Origin of the sequence: Glycomyces sp. NPDC048151, assembly GCF_043202775.1 — a bacterium.
Taxonomy (GTDB): domain Bacteria; phylum Actinomycetota; class Actinomycetes; order Mycobacteriales; family Micromonosporaceae; genus Glycomyces.
This window is the reverse complement of sequence record NZ_JBIDBB010000001.1, coordinates 340,355-359,790: the sequence shown is the minus strand read 5'-3', so window position 1 is coordinate 359,790 and position 19,436 is coordinate 340,355. Positions and strand designations below refer to the sequence as shown.

The window sequence follows — 19,436 nt, the reverse complement described above, 5'->3', positions numbered from 1 at the left end:
CGGGTTCTCTTCTACGGCAAGGAAACGGCGGCGCGAACCCCTCGATCGCGCCGCCGTAAGTACTTGGCTCCTAGCCGAAGCGGCCGGTGATGTAGTCCTCGGTGCGCGAGTCCGACGGGTTGGAGAACAGGCGCTGCGTCTCGTCGAACTCGACGAGGAAGCCGTACCGCTCGCCCGCGTCGTCGATCGCCGCCGAGAAGAACGCCGTCGAGTCAGAGACGCGCGCGGCCTGCTGCATGTTGTGCGTGACGATCACGATCGTGTAGTCGCGCACCAGCTCGCTCATGAGCTCCTCGATGCGCGCGGTCGCGATCGGGTCGAGCGCCGAGCACGGCTCGTCCATGAGCAGGACCTCCGGCTGCACGGCGATCGCGCGGGCGATGCACAGGCGCTGCTGCTGCCCGCCCGAGAGCGCCAGGGCGCTCTTCTTGAGGTTGTCCTTGACCTCGTCCCACAGGGCCGCGCCGCGCAGCGCCTGCTCGACGCGGTCGGCGAGGTTGTCCTTCATGCCGTTGATGCGCAGGCCGTACGCGACGTTGTCGAAGATCGACTTCGGGAACGGGTTGGCCTTCTGGAACACCATGCCGATGTGGCGGCGCACCGCGATCGGGTCGACGCCCGGGCCGTAGATGTCCTGGCCGTGGAAGGAGATGGTCCCGGAGACCTTCGCGCCCGGGATGAGGTCGTTCATGCGGTTGATCGAGCGGAGCACCGTCGACTTGCCGCAGCCCGAGGGGCCGATCATCGCGGTGATCTGGTTGCGCGCCACCGGCAGCGACACGTCGCGGACGGCGTGCGCCCGGCCGTAGTGGATGTCGACGCCCTTGAGGTCGATCACCGTGTCGGTCTGCGTCGGGGTGAACAGCGACCCCTGCGCGTTGCCGCGCACGGCGCGGCCGGGGGCGAGGCCCGCGATGGGGGCCTGGGCGCGGGTACCAGTCTCGTTCACGCTCACGCGAACTCCAATCAGCGAAAGTCAACCGCCGTTAACGTGTTCTGCCCTCATGGAACGCCATGCAAGTGCACGCAGGTGAACGTGAAGGTGAACTGAGCGTGAATGGAGTGCGGTCCTGGTCGCAGCCGTCCAGGCGGCGTTCACGACATTCCGGCGAAACGCCGCGATCAGGCGTGCTCGGGCGGCAGCAGCTCGTCGTTCGGGTAGCCGCCGAGCAGGTCGTCCGAGGCGGTGAGCGTGAACTCCTCCGCGACGCCGACCTGGCCGATGTCGACCGAGCCGGCCACGTCCCCGTCCTCGGCGAGCTCCATGAGCATCCCGCGGATCACCGGGGCCGGGACGCCCGCGTCCTCGGCGAGCGCGTTCAGGCTGACGCGCACCGTGGCGGACTTCGCGCCGCCGGGCAGCGTGAAGCGGCCCTCGTCGTCGAACTCGTAGTCGATGCCGCCGACGCGGCGGATCGCGATCGCCGTGAGCTCCTCGAGGTCCCCGCGCTGGTCGGCGGCCTCCTCGATGGCCTCGACCTTGTCGAAGGCGAGCACGTCGAACGGGTTGGTGTACAGCAGCGGGGCGACGTACAGCTTCCCGTCGCGCATCTCGGAGCGGTACAGGCCGAGCGCGAGCAGGAACTCCAGGAGGTCGCGCACGGTGTGCGGGACGGGCAGGCCCGCGCGGCGGCAGTGGGTGGTGAAGGTGTCGATGCGCTCGCTGCGCTCGGCGGTGGCCCGGTCGTACTCCTCGCGGGCCTCCTTCTCGATGACCTCCTGGGACGCGCCCAGGTGGTGCTCGGAGGCCTCGGCGATCCAGTCGTCGACGTCGCCCGGGTCGCACCAGACCGGCTCGTTCCAGATGTCGTCCTCGGGGAAGGCGTCGGCCCACCAGCTCGCCGGGAACAGGTTCACGGAGGGGACGGTGCGGAACAACTCGATGCTGCACGGCATGATGCGGATCCACGCGGGATGCATCGGGGCTTGGACGGGGCCGGACTCGTCGCCGAAGGGCCTCTCGAAAGATTCCACATATCGACGTTAGCAGCGAGGTGCGACGCGGCCGCGCCGCTGGGGCGCGACTTCGCTTTCAGCGTACTGGCGGCGGAGGGGGCCGTCCCGGCGCCGGGACGGCCCCTCGCGGCGGTCGGGCTAGCCGTGCAGGCGAGTGAGGTCGGGCTCGAACTCGGCGAGGCTGCCGGCGTATTCGGGGGTGAGGTACTCGAGGGTGCGGACCTGCTGCTCCAGCAGCTTGCCCACGGTGACGATCTGATCGGCGGCGTTGAGCACCAGCCAGTGCTCGTACTCGGAGTAGCGTTCTTCCACCGGCGCCAAGGTCACAGCGGTTTCCTCCCTGATAGGACGTGCTCGGAACGGATCCGAACAACGTAATGCGCCGTGAGGACGGCGCGTATTCATGACACGCTCCGGGCAGGTGAAATACCAGCTGCCGCAAGAGATCACACCCGTTCGGGGGCTAGGCGCGCAGCACTAGCCGCAAGGTCGAGACGCCGTCCTCGGCGATCTCGACGGGCACGCCCCAGTCCTGGCGGGTGAGGTGGCACGCGGGGTGCTCGGCCTCGGCGTCGCACGTCGCCGCCTGCGCCACGACCTGCAGGACGCCCTGCCCGATCCCGTCCGCGAGGACGAGGTCGCGGCCGAGCTCCTCGCCCTTGCCCGCGCCCTCGGCAAGGAGCTGCGGCGGGTCGGCCGAGACGGTGACCTGGACCGGGGAGCCGAACGTGTAGTCGAGCTTCTGGCCAGCGGCGGGCTCGAAGAGCACCTCGAGGCGCAGCGCGCCCGGCTTGACCTTGATGCGCTTGCGGGTGACCCGGTGGTGCTGACCGGAGACGGCGGCCTCGCCGAGGTCGGGCGCGGTGAGGCGGTGCGCGGCCGATTCGACGACGAGGACCCTCTCGTCCACGACGACCACGTCGCTGGGTTCGGCGAGGCCCGCCGCGAGGGTCGACACCGTCCGGGTCGCGGGGTCGTAGGCGCGCAGGGCGCCGTTGTAGGTGTCGGCGACGGCGACGCGCCCGTCGGGGAGCACGGCGAGGCCGAGCGGGTGCTGCATGAGGGCGTCATCGGCGGGGCCGTCGACGTGCCCGAAGTCGAACAGGCCCTGGCCGACCGCGGTGTGCATCTCCCCGTCCTCGACGTAGCGGAGCGCGGAGGTCTCGGAGTCGACGAGCCACAGCCGTGCGCCGTCGGCGGCGAGGCCGGAGGGCTGGGCCATCCAGACCTGGTCGAGCGCGCCGTCCTTGAGGCTCTCGACGGTGGTCCCGGCGTAGACCCCGGCGGTGCGGGCGGCGGGGTCGAAGTACCAGAGCTGGTGGATCCCGGCCATGGCGACGATGAGCCGGTCGTCGAACCAGGCGAGGTCCCAGGGCGAGGAGAGGTCGACGTCGAGCGCGTGCTCGGTGCCGTTGTCCATGCGCCACTGCCTGCCCGTCCCGGCGACGGTGGTGACGTGGCCGTCGGCGAGGCGGACGCCGCGCAGGAGGTGGTTCACGGTGTCGGCGACGACCACGTCGTAGCCGACCGCGGCGGCGGTCGCCTCGGGGAGGAGCGCGAGGCCCTGCGGTTCGTTGAACCGGGGCTCGGCGCCGTCGTCGCGGCCGCGCTCGCCGGTGCCGATCACGCCGACCACGGTGGCGAGGTCGGGGGCGAGGCGGACGAGGCGGTGGCGGGCGGAGTCGGTGACGAGCACGTCACCGCCGGGGAGCTCGATCGCCTTGCCGGGGAAGCGGAGTGTGGTCTCGGCAGGCGCGGCGGCCACATACGGGCTGCCTTCGGGGTCGAGCGTGCCCTTGGCGGTGTGGGCGGCGACGAGGTCGCCGACGATCTGGTCGAGGGCTTCGAGGTGGCCTTCGCCGGCCATGTGGTTGACGGCGTAGCCCTCTGGGTCGAGGACGACGAGGGTCGGCCAGGCGCGCGCGGCGTAGGCGTCCCAGGTCTTGAGGTCGGGGTCGTCGAGGACGGGGTGCGCGACGCCGTAGCGCTCGACAGCCGCGGCGAGGGCCTGCGGGTCGCGCTCGTGCTCGAACTTCGGAGAGTGAACGCCGATGACGACGAGCGCGTCGCCGTACTTCTCCTCGAGCGGGCGGAGCTCGTCGAGGACGTGGAGGCAGTTGATGCAGCAGAAGGTCCAGAAATCGAGCACCACGACTTTGCCGCGCAGGCTCGCGAGGTCGAGGCTGCGGCCGCCGGTGTTGAGCCAGCCGCGCCCGACGAGCTCGGCGGCGCGGACGCGGGACTGCTTGCTGGGCTGTGCCATCGGGCGAGCGTAGCTCGCACGGGGTCGGCCCCGGCTGCGCTGGGGCCGATATTGAAGCGGTCTCACAGGGCGCGGTTCGCGAGGCTGTCTCAGCTAACGTTTCGGGCCGACGGGGTTACCCGTCGGCCCGAGGCGATGTCGTACCCCTCCGGTATTTTTGTACCAGGGGTCCCTTTAGGGGGGATTTATCGCGATATATCCGCCCGTCAGGCGGTTTGTCTTAGGAGGCCTCGTCGGTCGGCTCGGCGCCGCCCTCGCCTTCGGCGGGCTCGCCGATGAGGGTCAGGCAGTAGACGTCCTCGCCCACGGTGAGGGTCTCGCGGCCCGCGTCGGCGCATTCCTGGCCGTCGCCGACCTTCTGCACGATCTCGTAGTCCTCGCCGTCCTTGGCGTCGGCGCAGTCGATGGCCTCGGCCTGGTCGCCGCTCGTGTGGCGGACGCAGCCGTTCTCCTCGAACTTCGGAGCGGCGAACAGCAGGAAGTACACGCCCACACCGGCCGCGAGCACGACGAGCGCGCCGAGCGACGCGAGCACCGGGACGAGCCACTTCCGGCGTTTGACGACCTCGACCTGCAGCGGCTGGCTGGGGTAGCCCTGGCCGGGCGGGACACCCGGCTGCGAGTACTGGGCGCCCGGCGGCTGCGACGGCGGCGGCTGGCTCGGGTCGTAGCCCGGGGCCATCGCGGGCGGCGGCTCGCTGTGCGGGTTGTGCGCGCCGATGATGAGCTTCTGCGTCGCGTCCGACTGCGCGGGCGGCGGGGCCACCGGAGGCGGCGGGGCCTGGTAGGCCGACTGCGGCTGCGCGTACGGGTTCGCCGGGGGCGGCGGGACCGCGGCGGGCGGCTGGACCGGGCTCGGCGCCGGGGCGGGGGCCTGGGCGGCGTCCGGGTTGGACAGCGGGTTCGGCGGCGGCGACGGCCACGCCGAAGCGGGCGACTGGGCCGCCTGCTCACCGTAGGGCGCGGGGGCGTTGAAGCCCGAGACGCCCTGGGGCGGCAGCACCTGCGTGCTCTCCTCGTACGGGTTCGCCGCAGGAGCCGCGGGGGCGGACGGCTGGGACGGGCCGAGACGCAGGATCTGCGTGCCGTCGTCGTCGAACTGGGGACCGGCCGGAGGTGCCTGCGCCGCAGGCGGTTCCGGAGCGGACGGGGCGACCTGGGCGGGCGCGTCGTCGGCGGCCGGAGCGGCCGGGATGTCGATGTCGATCGACCCGGAGGTCGGGATGGCCTGCGTGACACCCTCGTCGACCGACGGGGCCGCTTGCGGCGCTTCGGGTTCCGGGGCGGCGTCCGCCATCGGGGCGGCCGGGGCGTCGGCGGCGGGGGCGGCCGGGATCTCGGCGTCGCTGAGCGCGGAGGTCGGGATGGCGGCGGTGGCGCCCTCGTCGATCGAGGGCGCGGCGGGAGCCTCGGGAGCGGCCGGTTCGGCCTGCGGCGCTTCGGGTTCCGGAGCGGCTTCGGCGGGCGTCTCGGCGGCGGGGGCCGCGGGCTCGGCCGGGGCCGGAGGCTCGGCAGCGGACTCGGCCGCGGGCGCGCTCTCGGCGGCAGCGGGAGTCTCGGGGGCGGCGTCCGCGGTGTCGTCGGCGGTCACCGGCTCGGGGGTCGCGGCGGCGTCGGTCCCGGGGACCTGCTCGGCTGCGTTCTGGTCTTCGCTGCCCTCGCCCTTTTCAGGCGGGTTGCCTTGCTCGGAGGTCACGGCTGCTCCTCAATGCTGCTTCCGGCCTGGCGTCTTGGGGGCACGCCAGACGCGTCACACGGTACCGCAGCGGCGCTCGCGATCACTCGACAGGGTTACTGAGCGGGCGGGAAAGGCGGGAGGAGGTGCCTCGCGAAAGGAGGGTGCGAAAAAGGCCGGGTGCCAGCGGTTGCCCACCCCTCATGGCAAACGCGGCACCCGGCCGGTGTGAGAACCCCCTGGAGAGGGTCTCAATGGTGCGGCGACTCGGCGCTGTCCTCCGCACCAATGGGAGGAGATAAAGTTCGCGGTCCCAGTCTCCTGAGACGTCGGAAGCTTCGAAGATATGTTTCCTCGTTGTTTCCGTGCCTCAATTACAACACCGAATACTGGGATCCGCCAACGATTCGTCGGTGCCCTTGATCACGTCCAGGCGAGCAGTGTTTCCCCAGGGTGCTGCAGGAACGCGCCGACGTCGGCGAGGAACTGCGAGCCGAGCTCCCCGTCGATGAGCCGGTGGTCGAAGGACAGCCCGAGCGTGGTCACCTGGCGTACGGCGATCTCGCCCTCGTGCACCCACGGCTGCGGCCGGACGGCGCCGAACACGAGGATGGCCGACTCCCCCGGAGGGAGGATCGGCGTGCCCGTGTCGATGCCGAAGACGCCGACGTTGGTGATCGAGATGGTCCCGCCGGACATGTCGGCGGGCGAGGTCTTCCCGTCGCGGGCGGTGCGCGCCAGCGCGGTGAGGGCCTCGGCGAGTTCGACCAGGCTCAGGTCCTGGGCGGCCTTGACGTTCGGGACGACCAGGCCGCGCGGGGTGGCGGCGGCGATGCCGAGGTTCACGTCGTGCTTGACGACGATCTCCTGCGCCGCTTCGTCCCACTGGGCGTTGATCATCGGGTGGCGGCGGGCGGCCAGGAGGACCGCCTTGGCCACGAACAGCAGCGGCGTGACCTTGACGTCCGCGAACTCCTTGCGGGCCTTGAACTCCTTGACCGTGGCCATCATGCCCGTGACGTCGCAGGTGAGGAACACCGTGGCGTGCGGGGCGGTGAAGGCGGAGGCCACCATGTTCTGGGCCGTGAGCTTGCGGACGCCCTTGATCGGGATGCGCTGGTCCTCGGCGGAGGCCGTGACCTTGACGGGAGGCGCGGCGGCGGGTGCGGCGCCTGCCGCTTCGACGTCGGCCCGGGAGACCGTGCCGTTCGGCCCCGTGGGGACGAGTGAGGCGAGGTCGACGCCGAGGTCCTTGGCGAGCTTGCGCACCGGGGGCTTGGCGAGCACCGGACCCGAGGGGGCCGGTGTGGCGACCGGGGCCGGAGCGGGAGGTGCGGGCGGCGCCGCCGGGGCGGGCGCAGCGGCGGGGGCCGAGGGCTCGCCGGTGCGGCGCTTGCGGCGTTTGGAGCCGGCCTCGCGTGCGCCGTAGCCGACGAGGTTCGGCGTGCGCTCGTCCTTCTTCTTCTCGGCCGGGGGCGCCTCGGCGCCTTCGACCTCGAAGCTCGCGAGGGGCTTGCCGACGTCGATCGTCTCGCCCGCCTCGGCGTGGTGCTCGGCGAGCACCCCGTCGTACGGGCTGGGCACCTCGACGAGGGCCTTGGCGGTCTCGACCTCCACGAACGGCTGGTTGAGCTTGACCTCGCCGCCCGGCTCCACGAGCCACGCGGCGACTTCGCCCTCGGTGAGTCCCTCACCGAGGTCGGGCAGGTTGAACGTGATCTTCTGACCCATATCCCGCTCCTCAGTACTCGAGCGACCGGTCGACGGCGTCGAGCACCCGGTCCAGGTTCGGAAGGTAGTCGTCTTCGAGGCGGCTCGCCGGATAAGGGACGTCATAGCCGGTCACCCGCAGGACGGGGGACTCCAGGGAGTAGAAGCACTCCTCGGTGATGCGGGCGGCGACCTCGGCGCCGATGCCGACGCTGCCGGGGGCCTCGTGGACGACGACGGCCCGGCCGGTCTTGCGGACCGACGCGAACAGCGGCTCCCAGTCGATCGGGGAGAGCGCGCGGAGGTCGATCACCTCGAGGTCGAGGCCTTCCTCGGCCGCCGCGGCGGCGGCGTTCGCTGCCACGTCCACGGTGGGGCCGTAGGCGATGAGGGTCGCGGTGCGGCCCTCGCGGAGGGTGCGGGCGCTGTAGAGCCCCTGCTCGTTCCGTTCGGTGTCGACCTCGCCCTTGGCCTGGTAGCGGCGTTTGGGCTCGAAGAAGATCACCGGGTCGTCCCCGGCGGCGGCCTGCTGGATCATCCAGTAGGCGTCGTTGGGGTTAGAGCAGGTGACGACCTTGAGGCCGGCGGTGTGCGCGAAGTACGCCTCGGGGGACTCCGAGTGGTGCTCGATCGCGCCGATGCCGCCGCCGAAGGGGATGCGCACGACGACGGGCAGTCGCACGCGGCCCGCCGAGCGGTTCGGGATCTTCGCCAGCTGCGAGACGAGCTGGTCGAACGCGGGGTAGACGAAGCCGTCGAACTGGATCTCGCAGATCGGCCGGTAGCCGCGCATGGCGAGGCCGATCGCGGTGCCGATGATGCCGGATTCGGCGAGCGGGGTGTCGATGATGCGCTCGGACCCGAAGTCCTTCTGCAGGCCGTCGGTGACGCGGAAGACGCCGCCGAGGCGGCCCACGTCCTCGCCCATGACGAGCGACTTCGGCTGGGCCTCGAGCACGCGTCGCAGGCCTTCGTTGAGGGCCTTGACCATGGTCATGGTGGTCATCGGACGTCGCTCCCCTCGTCCAGGGAGGCCTGGAAGTCGAGGGCCTCGGCGCGCTGGGCCGCGAGTTCCGCGGGCATCTCGGCGAACACGTTGTCGAACATCTCGGCGACCTCCGGGTCGGTCAGCGCCATGACGCGGGCGCGCAGCTCGCGGACGAGCTCGCCCGCCTCGGTGTCGATCGCGGCGAAGTAGGCCTCGTCGGCCAATCCCTCGGCGTCCAGCCACTTGCGGTAGCGGACGATCGGGTCCTTCGCGCGCCAGAAGTCCAGCTCGGCCGCGTCGCGGTAGCGGGTGGCGTCGTCGGACGTGGTGTGGGGCTGCATCCGGTAGGTGTAGGCCTCCACCAGGCTCGGGCCCTCGCCGCGGCGGGCGCGGTCGAGGGCGGCCTGCGTGACCGCGTAGGTCGCGAGGACGTCGTTGCCGTCCACGAGGATCCCGGGGACGCCGAAGCCCTCGGCGCGGCGGTACGGCGGCAGCCGGAACTGTCGGGCGTTCGTCTCCGAGATCGCGTACTGGTTGTTCTGGCAGAACAGCACCAGCGGGGCGTTGAAGACCCCGGCCCAGATGAGCGCCTCGTTGAAGTCGCCCTCGCTGGTCGCGCCGTCGCCGTGGTAGACGACGACGGCCTCGCCGTCGTCGTTGCCGACCGCGCCGTCCATGGACACGCCCATGGCGTACCCGGCGGCGTGGAGGGTCTGCGAGGCGATGACGATCGCGTACATGTTGAAGCGGTCGGCGGCGACGTCGCGTCCGCCGAGGTCGGTCCCGCGGAAGAGCGCGAACGACGAGATGAGGTCGATGCCCCGGCACCACTGGACGCCGAGTTCCCGGTAGGCCGGGAAGACCGTGTCCTGCGCCTTGAGGGCGCGGCCGGACCCGACCTGCGCGGCCTCCTGGCCGAGCAGGCTCGGCCACAGGCCGAGCTGGCCCTGGCGCTGCAGGGCGGTGCCCTGGGCGTCCAGTTCGCGGGTGATGACGAGGTCGCGGTAGAGGCCGCGGTACTCGTCGTCGGTGAGGTTGAGGTCGTAGTCGGGATGCTTGACGCGCTGACCCTCCGGAGTCAGCAGTTGCACGAACTCTGGTTCGTTCGCTGAGGCGGGTTTCGGACGGCTCTTGGCCGTCTTCTTGGCAGGACGCTGTGTGTCGCCCATTGATGCCTCCTCATATTCGTATTCCGGTGTATCCAAGCATCCCAAAGTCTTGGGTGGTGCGCGCCATAGCCGCCGTCCCATTACTATTCGGGACGAGAGACTGACGCAGAGTAGTGATCGGTCGAGCCATCGACATCATCGGTCCTGAACGGCCGTTTCGTCGCACGGGGGTGGCGGGAAGGAGCACGGGGTGCGCGGCAGAGGCAGCGACCAGGGCGGACGCTGGCCGGTGGGCATCTGGTTCGCCATGGTCGGCGTGAGCGCCGGGACCGTGGCGTCCTTCTCGCTGATCGGGTGGACCTTCGCGAAGGACCTCTACGGCGGCGGCGACGGCGCCGAACCGCTCGACTACGACCCGCAGACCGTCGTCATCGAAGCGGACGAGACCCCCGACCCGGCGGGCGTCGCGGGCGGCGACGACAGCCCGGTCGGCCCGAGCGGCCCCAGCGGGCCCGGACCGGAGCCGCGGATCGCCGTCAGCGCCGCGGAACCCCAGGCAGAGCGCATCGTCGAGGCCGACGACGCCGAAGCGCCCCCGCACGAGCCCAGCGACGAACGCGCGGACGAGCCCGTCCCCGAGCAGAGCACCCCGCCGCAGCTCGTCCCGGTCGACGGGAGCGACGGCGACTGCGGCCGCGAGGAAGCCGACGATCCCGAGCTCGTGCCCGACTGGGACGACGACTGGAACTGGGATGCCGGTCACAGCAGTGACTATGGCTGGGACGATCCCGGCTACGCCGAACCCGACCTCGAAGCCGCCCTCGACACGGCCGAAATCCGCCTCGACCTCGAATTCGACCCGGCCTCCGACACCGAAACCGACCCGCTGCCGGGCAGCGGGGACTGAACCGCCCCGGCCACCCGCGCTCGCCCGAAGGGGTGAGTTGTAGGGAAGGCCACCCCGTAGCCGTAACTTGCATATGCGGATTGCCGTTACTCCCTCCGAGAGCGCGTCGCAATGACGAACGCACACGGATTTCTGTGGGGTACAAGCAGATGGACCTTTTCTCCCGCACAATGCTCGCCTGTTCGGCCGAGGCGGGCCTGACCTCGACGGCCCTGACCCGGCACGTCCCCCTCCTCCGCCGCAACATCGGGTCCGGAGACCAGGTCTCCCTCCTCAGCCGCTGCGTCGGCTCCGACGGGCTCGGCAGCGGCGACCACGTCCTCATGCTCACCGGCGAGCGCCTGGTCGTCACCCGCCAGTCGCGCCTCCTCGGCCGCGTCCGCCTCTGCCTCGACGCCCCCGTCGCCGCGATCGAGAACCTGCGCTGGTCGGCCGACCCGGCCGGGCCCGGCGTCGAACTCAACTTCACCGTCCTCGAAGGACCCGGCGCGAGCGAGCCGCACCGCTGGCACTTCTGGCTGCCCGCGACCCACGCCAAGCGGGTCTGGCGCATCGACGCGCTCCTGGCCCGCGCGTTCCGCCGCCCCAAGGCCGACGCCCGCCCTGCGGCCGACCGGCTCGCGACCGCCTCCGTCTTCGCCGACCTCGACCTGGTCGCCGACGCGCCCGACCGCACCGAGGACACCGTCGCTCTCGTGCGCACCGAGAACACCGTGTCGCTCATGCGTCCCGGGCTCGTGCGGACCGCGCTCGAGGTGCTGCCCGTCGGCGGCGCGCACCCGACCAGCCCGTTCCCGGCCCCGAACCCGCGCCTCGCCGCCCCGGCCGAGCGCGTCCACCGCCCGTCCCAGCCCTCGTTCCTCCCGCCGGTCGTCCAGGCCGACGCGCGTCCCGCCCCGATGCGCGACAACACGAACCGGCCGCGCCTGGCCCCCCAGCCGGGCGGCTTCCAGCCGACCGGGCTCGAGACCACGATGGCCGCCGCGTGAACCCCCGCTGAGACCAGGATGCGGGCTGTGCAGGCGGCTCGCGCGCGCCTCGGCAGGACGCCGCCCGCATCCTCGACCTGATCCCCCCGAAGTCCGAGGGGCCGGTGGACCAGACGGTCCACCGGCCCCTCGGTCGGTTCTCGGGCTCACGCCCCGGCGGTCACCGGCGCAGTTCGGCGGTGCAGCACTTGACGGAGCCGCCGCCCTTCTTCAGCTCGGAGAGGTCGACCGGGACGGTCTCGTACCCGGCATCGCGGAGCTTCTCGGCGAACCGGGCGGCTTCGGCGTTGACGACGACGTTGCGGCCGTCCGACACGAAGTTCAGGCCGAACCCGGCGGCGTCCTCGGCGTCGGCGATCACCGCGTCGGGGAAGAGCCGCTCGAGGAGCAGGCGGCTGCCGGGGGCGAAGGCCTCCGGGTAGTAGGCGACGTTGTGGTCGTCGAGGGGCGCGAGGGCGGTATCGAGGTGGTAGTAGCTCGGGTCGATCAGGCGCAGCGAGACGACGGGGCGGCCGAAGACGTCGGCGGCCTCGGCGTGCGCGCGGGCATCGGTCCGGAAGCCCCAGCCGGCGAGGATGAGCTCGCGGCCGGGCAGGTAGGTGAAGTCGCCTTCGCCTTCGTTGATGAACTCGGGCTCGGCGAACTTCCAGCCGGAGGTGCGGTACCACTTCTCGTGGGCGTCGGCCTCGGGGCGGCGCTCGGGGTAGCGGAAGCTCGCGCCGTAGGCGATGCCGTCGACCACGAAGGCGCCGTTGGCGGCGTAGACCATGTCGGGGAGGCCCGGCTCGGGCTCGATGGTGACCACTTCGTGGCCGAGGCCGGTGTAAGCGTCGACGAGGGCTTCCCACTGGGCGCAGGCGAGCGCGGCGTCGACGGGGGCGGTCGTGTCCATCCAAGGGTTGATGGCGTATTCGACCGCGTAGTAGGCGGGGCGGCACATGAGGTACGTGCGGCGGCCGGGCGACCGGGTCGCGGGCGCCGCGGCGATTGAAGAACGGTGTTTCTCCATTGCGCGAGCTTAGACGGCCCGAGCCCCTCCGGCACCACCAGCAGGCCAAGGACACACCGGAGTGTGACCAACGCACCTCACCAGACAGATCACCGGCCCGCGCCGCGCTTTCCCGGACCGCCGGACCGGCCGCCAGACCGCCGGGTGCGCCTCGCTTCCCCCGACCGCCAGACCGGCCGCCAGACCGCCGGGTGCGCCTCAGTTCCCCACCCGCCGGACCGGCCGCCGCACCGCCGGCCGCGCCTCAGTTCCCCACCCGCCGGACCGGCCGCCGCACCGCCGACCGCACCTCGCTCCCCCAACCGCCGGACCGGCCGCCGCACCGCCGGTCGCGCCTCAGTTCCCCACCCGCCAGACCGGCCGCCCGATCACCGATCGCGGTTCGCTTGCCCAGCCGTCGAATCGCCGGGTGCGCCTCGGTTTTCGGACCTCCTCCCGGGGCCCTCCCCCTCCCCCCCACCCCACCCCACCTCGCCTCCGCCCACCCCACCCCGCTTCCGCCCGCCCGCTGCCGTCTTGGCATGCCGGTCTTCGGTTGATGCCGTTCGTTGTTCCCGGTCCCGGCGGCCTGGCCTCGGCCGCCGGGACCGGTCGTGCTCGCGTGCGACCGCTGCAGATCGTGCCCGAGCGAGCGGCCGTCTTGGGCGTTCGTGCCCAGACGGCGACCGCCTCGGTCGCAGGCGCGCTATTCGACCGCTGCCGAGCCCGCATGAGCGACTCTCGGTCGTGGTCGCGCTATTCGACCGTGACCGGGCCCGCTCGGGATACCGCTCGGGCCGGGCCGAAGGCCGCTGGGAGACCGTTCGCCGTCTCGGTCACGCGGACTGTCACTTCCAGATCGTTCACCTCGCATCCTTGGAACTCGGTGGCCGACTGCTCGACCATCGCCTGCGCCGCCGCGCACGCCTCGCCTTCGCCGAACAGGACCCTCGCGGCCCCCGCCAGCGCGGCGGCGTCCGCCGCGCCTTGGGCGCGGTGTCGGGCAGCGCTGGCCTGGCCGACGGACACGAAGGCGACTGCCGTGACGAGCAGCGCTGCCGTCAGCCCGGCGGCGAGGACCGTGGCCGAGCCGCGTTCCGAACCGGTTGAGGCTGTCGGCTTCCGTCGTTGTCTCGGAGGCGTCGCGGCCGATCCCGGCTCTGTCTGGCGCCCATGCCTTGTCGCAACCGGTCCCGGTCGGTGTCCAGTCCGTGCCGTGGACGGCCCCGGTCGGTGTCTGGTTCGCTCCTTTCTCATTGGGGCAGGCCCGGTTCCATCGGGGCGGCGGCTTGCGCGGTGACGTCCATCGGCGGTGTCAGCGGGCCGAGCGGCCGGACCGGTGCGGTCACGACTGCTCGCGCCACGGTCCCGTCGCTCGACACCGCGACCGATGCGCCGTCGGGCAGGTAAGCGGCCGCGACGGCTTGGGCGTCTTCGCCTCGGGCCGCTGCGATCGCGGCGCTGTTGGCCGCGTCGATCGCCCGGACTTTCATGCCGACCGCGGTGACCGCCCACAGGCCGAGCGCCAGGACCGCGACCACGGCGGGGAGTGCCGCTGCCAGTTCTGCGGTCACGAACCCGCTTTCGGTGCTTCGGCGATCGCAGGTCGGGCCGGTGGCCGGTTGGTTTCGGTCGGCTCTTGGCGTCTTCTTGCGTGGGCCTCGGCTGGTCTCGGCCGCTTCGTTGCTCGCGGACGGTCGTGCGCGTGGTCCTCTTGCTTTCGGGCGGCGTTTCGGTGCCTTCTCTGTTTCGGGTCGGCGGCGTGCCATGCGGGTTGCGGGCGGTGGAGGTTCTGGCCGGATCTGGTTCCTTGGTGCGGTTCGGCTGCCCGGTTTCATGAGAGTGCCCGTTCGATCAGGTCGGAGAGGGCGGTCTGGACCGGGCCTGAGGTGAGCACTTTGAGGAGGACTCCGGCGAAGGCCACGGCGGCGAGTGTGCCGACCGCGTACTCGGCGGTGCTCATGCCGCTGTCGCCGCGGAGCTTGGGGGCGAATCGCTCGCCCCAGCTCGGTTTGGTGTTGCGGCGCATCCGGCTCGGGCTCCATTCGTCTTCGGGTTTCGGGCCGGGGCTGGGGCGGTGCTTTGGGGGCGGGCTGTCGTCGGTGAGCGTGGAGGGCCCTGCGGTGATCGGGGTCCGGCTGCGGTTCGAGCCGGGCGACCAAGGTTGGGCCGGGGTAGGAGCCGGGGTCGGGTTGGTTTGTTCAGCTTCGCGTTGGGGGCGGCATGCGGGCCCAGGCCGGGCACCGGCGAGTTCGCAGGCGGGTCTCGGTCGGGCGCCGTCGGGTTCGCAGGCCGGTCGCCTGCGGCTTTCGGGGCGGCATGAGGCCTGGCAGGTGTCGGGTCGGGACGGCGCCCGACAGTCGCGGCGGGTCGGTAGGGCCAGGGTGGTGTGGGTGTTCGCGTGCATCGCGATTTCCTCTCTTCGGTTGTCGGGCGGTGTCGCCCTTAGACGGTGTGGTCAGGGGCCGGTGGCGAGCGTGTCGGTGACGATGCCGAGCACGACGGGGCCGATTCCGGCGAGCACGAACGCGGGCAGGAAGCACAGGCACAGGGGGCCGACGAGGGCCACTGCGGCGCGTCCGGCGCGTTCTTCGGTTCGGGTGCGCAGTTCTGATCGGATCGAGGCGGCGAGTTGTTCGAGTCCGGCGGCGATGGCGGCGCCGGAGTCGCCGGACCGGTCGAGTTGGCGGGCGAGGCGGGCCGCACCTGGGAGCCTGCCGAGTTCGGGGAGTGCTTCTGAGGCGGTGGCGCCCAGGTGGATCGCTCCGGCGAAGCGGTTGAGGCGGTCGCCGATCTCGGGGTCGTCGGTTTCGGCGACGGCGAACGCGGCTTGGGGGAACGGGGCCCCGGCGCGCATGCAGGCTGCGAGGAGGTCGAGAGTCCAGGGCCAGGACGGGGCGAGTCGTTCGGCGGCGGCCCTTTCGGCGCGGTCCGGGTCGGCGCGGAGGAGGCGGGCGGCGAGCCACCAGGCGCCGAAGCCCGCGACGATGCCGGTGGGTCCGCCGATGGCGATCGCGGCGGCGACTCCTGCGATGGGGCCGATGAGTTTGCGCAGCATCAGGTGCTCCTCGGGTTGACGGCGTTGATGAGTGCGCCGGTCCAGGCGAGGCCTGCGGCTTGGAGTGCCATCGCGGTCGCTGCCGCGCCGATGCCGGCCGGGTTCGCGAAGAGGAACGCGACGGCTTCGACGCCGAGCGCGGTTTCGCCGAGCGCGACTCCTGCGACGGGGAGTGCGACGAGCAGTGCGGCGGTGGCTCGGATCGAGGCGGTCTGGGCTCCGGCGCGGGCGGCGGCCTGGTCGTCGTCGTTGAGGTGTTCGGCGAGTCTGCGGCAGAGTTCCGCCGCGGGGGCGCCGAGTTCGGCGGCGATGCGGAGGGCGGCTTGGAGGCGGCGTGCGGTGGCGGTGGCTTCGGCGGGCCAGTCAGGTTCCGCGGCAGCGACGGCGCGCGCCGGGTCGGTTCCTGCGGCGAGGTCGGATGCCAGGTAGGCGACGGTGTCGGCGGCGGCGCGGCGGGCTTCGCGGTGGCGTTTGCGGCGCAGGGCGAGATGCCAGGCGGTGGCCGCGGCGGCGGTGTAGATCGCCGCGATCGATCCGGCGGCGGCCGCCGCGAGCGGGCCGAGTCCGCCATCGTGCCGGTATCCGGCGAGCCAAGCGGCGACTGCGGCGGCGATCAGTGCAGCGACCGCGGCAGTGGTTTTGGGCCGGTTGGTGATCAGGGCGGTGGCGATGGCGGTCATGCGGTGCCTCCTTCCGGGAGTCGGTTGGTGTGGCGGAGTGGAGTCGCGAGCCTGGTGCGGGCGCTGCGGCTCGCGCGGTCGGTCCGGTTGCGCACCCGCCTCGACGGACGCGGCGGGCAGGAGATGGTGTCCGTGGCTGCGGCAGCCACGCTGTGGTGGGCTTGCGGTCGGCACGGTGGCGCGGTTCGCGGTGTCGCCGCGGATGGTGGCGTGCTGTCGAGCGGCTGCGGTGTGCAGTCTCCGCAGGCGGCTGGTTGGGACCGGTGCGCGTTTCCAAGGCTGGTGCGCTCGTCCTCGGGGAGCGGCTGGACCGAGGCGCCGGTTCTGCCAGCGGCCTGCCGCTGGTGTGCGGCCGGTCGGCGTTGCGGTGCAGAGTGAGCGGCCTGCGGCGCGGTCGAAAGTCGCGAGCTGCCGCTGAACCGCGAAGGGCTCTCTTGGCAGTTAGCTGGCCGCGGGCGGTCCGCTCCCGCACGGCTGACGTGGTCGTCTGCAGCCGGCGGCGCGGCCAAGGGCCGCGAGCCGTCTGTAAACCGCGGAGCGCGTTCTTCGCAGTTGGCTGGTTTCGCGTGGCGCACAGCGCGATCTGTCGCGGTGTCGGTGGTCGGCGTGTTGCGGATGCTGTTCATGCGTTCCGCTCCTTCAGGAGGCGTTCGAGGACGCCCGCGCTCGGGCCCGGGCCGTGGCGGGTCCAGGCGGTGGCGACCGTGAGCGGCTGCGATCTCGCCTGGCCGGTCTCGATCAGAGCGATCTCGGCGACTTGGCGGCCGGTGCCGTTGCGGCGCAGGTGGACGATGACACGGAGCGCGGCCACGAGCTGGGCGTGGAGTCCTTCGCGCGGCAGGCCGTGCGGGAGCGCGAGGGCTTCGAGTCTCGCCGGCGCGTCGGCAGCCGCGTTGCAGTGCAGGGTCCCCGCGCCGCCTTCATGGCCGGTGTTCAGGGCGGCGAGGAGTTCGATCACCTCGGCGCCGCGGCATTCGCCGACGACGATCCGGTCGGGGCGCATGCGCAGGGCCTGCCGGACGAGCGCGGCGAGGTCGACTTCGCCCGCGCCCTCGATGTTGGCCGGGCGCGATTCGAGGGTGAGCGTGTGCGGGTGGTCGGGTGCGAGTTCGGCGGCGTCCTCGACGATGACGATGCGTTCCTCCTTGGGTGCGTTGGAGAGCAGGCTCGCCAGGAGCGTGGTCTTTCCAGTTCCCGTGCCGCCGCTGATGACGAAGGCGAGGCGGGCTTTGACGATCCGCAAGAGCAGGTCGGCCATGTCGGCGGTGAGAGTGTCCGCCTCGACGAGCTGTGTGAGCGTGAACGCCTTGGACCGGTGGGTGCGGAACGACAGGTACGGGCCGGTGGTGGCGATCGGTGCGAGGACGGCGTGGAAGCGGGTGCCGTCAGGCAGCCGCACGTCCGCGTAGGGGCTGCCCGCGTCGAGCCGCCTTCCGGACGCCGCGGCGAGGCGGCAGGCGAGGGAGCGGATCGTGTCGGGCGTGCCGAGGCGGATCGCGGTGGGGCGCAGGCCTTCGCCGCGGTCGGCCCAGACGCCGCCGGTGCCGTTGACGACGACGTCGGTGACGGCGGGGTCGTCCAGAAGCGGCTGGAGCGGGCCCGCGCCGATGAGGTCGTCGCGGAGCGCCGAGGAGAGCTGCAGGAGCGAAGCCTGGTCGGGCGGTGCGGCTCCGGTGGCGCAGAGGGCCTGGACGATGTCCGCTTTGGCCGATCCGCGGGCGCGGCCGGGCCGGGTCTGGGCGGCGAGCTGGCGGCGGACGCGGGCGAGGAGTTCGAGGTTCATCGGGCGGCGCCGGTCCGCGCGGTGCCGCGCAGGGCGAGTTCGCCGCGCGTGCGCGGTGCGGTGAGGGCGTCCGCGAGGCCGCGGATGCCGCGGCCGACCCGGCCGCGGGGGACGCGGCCTTGGCGCAGGAGCACGGGGATGCGCCGGTCGGTGGGGACGGTGCCGAGCACGAATGGTTCGAGCCAGTCGGCTTCGCGGGGGCCGTCCCAGGTGATGGCGGTCGGGGCCGGGTGCGCTTCGCCGCGGAGGACGACGCCGAGATGCGGGCTGTGGAGGCCGTAGGCGGCGGTGACGCTGCGGGCGGCCTCCCAGGAGCGGGGGCCGGGTCCGAGGACGACCGCGATCGAGCGGGCCGCCGCGGCTGCGATCGCGGCGGCCTCGGTGCGGGTGCGCGGGAGGTCGACGATCACGAGGTCGGCGGCGAGGCGGGCGGCGCGCAGGACCCGGTCGAAGGTGTCGGCGCCGACCTCGGCGGGGTTGCGCGGGTCGGGGGCGACGACATGGAGGCCGCCGCGTTTGGGGAGGCCGCCGAGGAGCCGTTCGGGGTCGAGCGGGCCGGTGCCGTTGGCGAGGGAGGGCCAGCGCCAGCCGGTCTGGGCGGCGAGTCCGGCGGCGGTGTCGATGCCGCCGCCGGTGTGGTCGAGGTCGATGAGGACGGTGGTGCGGCCGTCGCGTGCGGCGTCGGTGGCGGCGGCGAGCGCGAGGGTGGAGGCGCCGGCGCCGCCGTGCCCGGCGACCGTGGCGATGACGGGTGCGGGTTCGACATCGAGGACGGTGCGGATGAGGAGGTCGGTGAGGAAGTCGTCGGCGTCGGGGAGGGCGATGACGCTGGTGGCCTGCATCTGGATGGCCATGGGCCACAGGAGGGAGGTGTCGTCGGCGTCGCCGCCGAGCCAGGACATGGTGGTGCAGAGGAGGAGTGGTTCGCGTGGCGGGAAGTCGCAGGCGATGCATTCGGGGGCGAGGTCGGGGCCGACGAGGACGAGTGGGGCGCGCTGCCAGTGGGTTTCGGCGTCGCGGGGGTGGTGGACGCGGCGGAGGGGGTGGCCTGCGGTGGCGGCGAGGGGTGCGATGGCTTCGACGAGGCGGTCGTCGTCGGTGACGAGGAGGGATTCGGCGGGGGGTGCGGGAGTCGTGGTGGTGAGTGTCGCGGCCATGGCTACTCCTACGTTCTGTGGTTGTCGTGTGCCTTGGAGTAACCATGACCGGGTTGGGCGGAGGTCGGCAAGGGGCAATTTTCAAGCTGTGGATAACTTCCGGCTTTTCGGGTTTTTCCGGCAGTTCTTTGTGGCCAAGGCGATGCGCGCTCACGTGTCGCCTGTGGATAACT

The 19,436-nt window shown here is 72.2% G+C and carries 18 protein-coding genes; 2 read left to right on the top strand and 16 right to left on the bottom strand.

The annotated features are described in order from the left end of the window. Window positions 1-70 precede the first annotated feature (70 nt). The 8 genes from pstB to pdhA all read right to left on the bottom strand — a co-directional run bounded on the left by pstB (window position 71) and on the right by pdhA (window position 9,761). Window positions 71-949 carry a phosphate ABC transporter ATP-binding protein PstB gene (pstB, locus tag ACGGCP_RS01745; protein WP_392959610.1) on the bottom strand — a complete coding sequence of 293 codons (879 nt, stop codon included), beginning with the start codon at window positions 947-949 and terminating at the stop codon, window positions 71-73. A 173-nt stretch (window positions 950-1,122) separates the two neighbouring features. Next, a complete protein-coding gene (locus ACGGCP_RS01740) occupies window positions 1,123-1,974 on the bottom strand; it encodes a DUF6042 family protein (RefSeq protein ID WP_392959608.1) in 852 nt (283 codons plus the stop codon). A 120-nt stretch (window positions 1,975-2,094) separates the two neighbouring features. Further along, window positions 2,095-2,283, bottom strand: a complete 189-nt coding sequence (locus ACGGCP_RS01735) for a hypothetical protein (RefSeq protein WP_392959606.1) — start codon at window positions 2,281-2,283, stop codon at window positions 2,095-2,097. A 136-nt stretch (window positions 2,284-2,419) separates the two neighbouring features. Then, window positions 2,420-4,219, bottom strand: coding sequence for an NHL domain-containing thioredoxin family protein (locus ACGGCP_RS01730; RefSeq protein WP_392959603.1), 1,800 nt, complete (start codon window positions 4,217-4,219; stop codon window positions 2,420-2,422). A gap of 220 nt (window positions 4,220-4,439) precedes the next feature. Next, window positions 4,440-5,915 (bottom strand): hypothetical protein, encoded by a 1,476-nt coding sequence (locus ACGGCP_RS01725; RefSeq protein WP_392959600.1) that lies wholly within the window; start codon window positions 5,913-5,915, stop codon window positions 4,440-4,442. Window positions 5,916-6,317: 402 nt separating this feature from the next. Next, window positions 6,318-7,625, bottom strand: a complete 1,308-nt coding sequence (locus ACGGCP_RS01720) for a dihydrolipoamide acetyltransferase family protein (protein ID WP_392959597.1) — start codon at window positions 7,623-7,625, stop codon at window positions 6,318-6,320. A gap of 10 nt (window positions 7,626-7,635) precedes the next feature. Further along, window positions 7,636-8,610, bottom strand: coding sequence for an alpha-ketoacid dehydrogenase subunit beta (locus ACGGCP_RS01715; RefSeq protein WP_392959594.1), 975 nt, complete (start codon window positions 8,608-8,610; stop codon window positions 7,636-7,638). Then, entirely contained in the window at window positions 8,607-9,761 is a 1,155-nt protein-coding gene (gene pdhA, locus ACGGCP_RS01710; protein ID WP_392959592.1) for a pyruvate dehydrogenase (acetyl-transferring) E1 component subunit alpha, read from the bottom strand. Before pdhA ends, ACGGCP_RS01715 begins: the two co-directional genes overlap by 4 nt. A gap of 190 nt (window positions 9,762-9,951) precedes the next feature. Here pdhA and ACGGCP_RS01705 point away from each other — a divergent pair, with 190 nt between their 5' ends. Then, on the top strand, window positions 9,952-10,608 hold the full coding sequence (locus tag ACGGCP_RS01705; RefSeq protein ID WP_392959589.1) for a hypothetical protein: 657 nt from the start codon (window positions 9,952-9,954) through the stop codon (window positions 10,606-10,608). A gap of 134 nt (window positions 10,609-10,742) precedes the next feature. After that, on the top strand, window positions 10,743-11,597 hold the full coding sequence (locus ACGGCP_RS01700) for a hypothetical protein (protein WP_392959586.1): 855 nt from the start codon (window positions 10,743-10,745) through the stop codon (window positions 11,595-11,597). Window positions 11,598-11,757: 160 nt separating this feature from the next. Here ACGGCP_RS01700 and ddaH read toward each other — a convergent pair whose 3' ends face one another. The 8 genes from ddaH to ssd all read right to left on the bottom strand — a co-directional run bounded on the left by ddaH (window position 11,758) and on the right by ssd (window position 19,263). Next, on the bottom strand, window positions 11,758-12,606 hold the full coding sequence (gene ddaH / locus ACGGCP_RS01695) for a dimethylargininase (RefSeq protein ID WP_392959584.1): 849 nt from the start codon (window positions 12,604-12,606) through the stop codon (window positions 11,758-11,760). 735 nt (window positions 12,607-13,341) lie between these two features. Further along, window positions 13,342-13,842 (bottom strand): Rv3654c family TadE-like protein, encoded by a 501-nt coding sequence (locus ACGGCP_RS01690; RefSeq protein WP_392959581.1) that lies wholly within the window; start codon window positions 13,840-13,842, stop codon window positions 13,342-13,344. Next, window positions 13,839-14,159, bottom strand: a complete 321-nt coding sequence (locus ACGGCP_RS01685) for a TadE family type IV pilus minor pilin (RefSeq protein WP_392959579.1) — start codon at window positions 14,157-14,159, stop codon at window positions 13,839-13,841. The genes ACGGCP_RS01690 and ACGGCP_RS01685 overlap by 4 nt, the downstream gene beginning before the upstream one ends. Before the next feature lie 260 nt (window positions 14,160-14,419). After that, window positions 14,420-14,614 (bottom strand): DUF4244 domain-containing protein, encoded by a 195-nt coding sequence (locus ACGGCP_RS01680; protein WP_392959577.1) that lies wholly within the window; start codon window positions 14,612-14,614, stop codon window positions 14,420-14,422. Between the two features lie 429 nt (window positions 14,615-15,043). Beyond that, on the bottom strand, window positions 15,044-15,643 hold the full coding sequence (locus ACGGCP_RS01675; protein ID WP_392959575.1) for a type II secretion system F family protein: 600 nt from the start codon (window positions 15,641-15,643) through the stop codon (window positions 15,044-15,046). After that, a complete protein-coding gene (locus tag ACGGCP_RS01670) occupies window positions 15,643-16,323 on the bottom strand; it encodes a type II secretion system F family protein (RefSeq protein ID WP_392959573.1) in 681 nt (226 codons plus the stop codon). Before ACGGCP_RS01670 ends, ACGGCP_RS01675 begins: the two co-directional genes overlap by 1 nt. A 622-nt stretch (window positions 16,324-16,945) precedes the next feature. Continuing rightward, a complete protein-coding gene (locus ACGGCP_RS01665; RefSeq protein ID WP_392959570.1) occupies window positions 16,946-18,106 on the bottom strand; it encodes a TadA family conjugal transfer-associated ATPase in 1,161 nt (386 codons plus the stop codon). Continuing rightward, complete coding sequence (ssd, locus tag ACGGCP_RS01660; RefSeq protein WP_392959567.1) at window positions 18,103-19,263, bottom strand: septum site-determining protein Ssd; 1,161 nt, start codon at window positions 19,261-19,263, stop codon at window positions 18,103-18,105. Before ssd ends, ACGGCP_RS01665 begins: the two co-directional genes overlap by 4 nt. Window positions 19,264-19,436 lie beyond the last annotated feature (173 nt).

What these genes read in the sequence shown, in the direction of transcription:
- ACGGCP_RS01665 (WP_392959570.1), bottom strand. Translation starts at nt 18,106, where the DNA reads ATGAACCTCGAACTCCTCGCCCGCGTCCGCCGCCAGCTCGCCGCCCAG.
- ACGGCP_RS01690 (WP_392959581.1), bottom strand. Translation starts at nt 13,842, where the DNA reads ATGAGAAAGGAGCGAACCAGACACCGACCGGGGCCGTCCACGGCACGG.
- ACGGCP_RS01675 (WP_392959575.1), bottom strand. Translation starts at nt 15,643, where the DNA reads ATGCTGCGCAAACTCATCGGCCCCATCGCAGGAGTCGCCGCCGCGATC.
- pdhA (WP_392959592.1), bottom strand. Translation starts at nt 9,761, where the DNA reads ATGGGCGACACACAGCGTCCTGCCAAGAAGACGGCCAAGAGCCGTCCG.
- ACGGCP_RS01715 (WP_392959594.1), bottom strand. Translation starts at nt 8,610, where the DNA reads ATGACCACCATGACCATGGTCAAGGCCCTCAACGAAGGCCTGCGACGC.
- ACGGCP_RS01680 (WP_392959577.1), bottom strand. Translation starts at nt 14,614, where the DNA reads ATGCGCCGCAACACCAAACCGAGCTGGGGCGAGCGATTCGCCCCCAAG.
- ACGGCP_RS01730 (WP_392959603.1), bottom strand. Translation starts at nt 4,219, where the DNA reads ATGGCACAGCCCAGCAAGCAGTCCCGCGTCCGCGCCGCCGAGCTCGTC.
- ACGGCP_RS01670 (WP_392959573.1), bottom strand. Translation starts at nt 16,323, where the DNA reads ATGACCGCCATCGCCACCGCCCTGATCACCAACCGGCCCAAAACCACT.
- ssd (WP_392959567.1), bottom strand. Translation starts at nt 19,263, where the DNA reads ATGGCCGCGACACTCACCACCACGACTCCCGCACCCCCCGCCGAATCC.
- ddaH (WP_392959584.1), bottom strand. Translation starts at nt 12,606, where the DNA reads ATGGAGAAACACCGTTCTTCAATCGCCGCGGCGCCCGCGACCCGGTCG.
- ACGGCP_RS01720 (WP_392959597.1), bottom strand. Translation starts at nt 7,625, where the DNA reads ATGGGTCAGAAGATCACGTTCAACCTGCCCGACCTCGGTGAGGGACTC.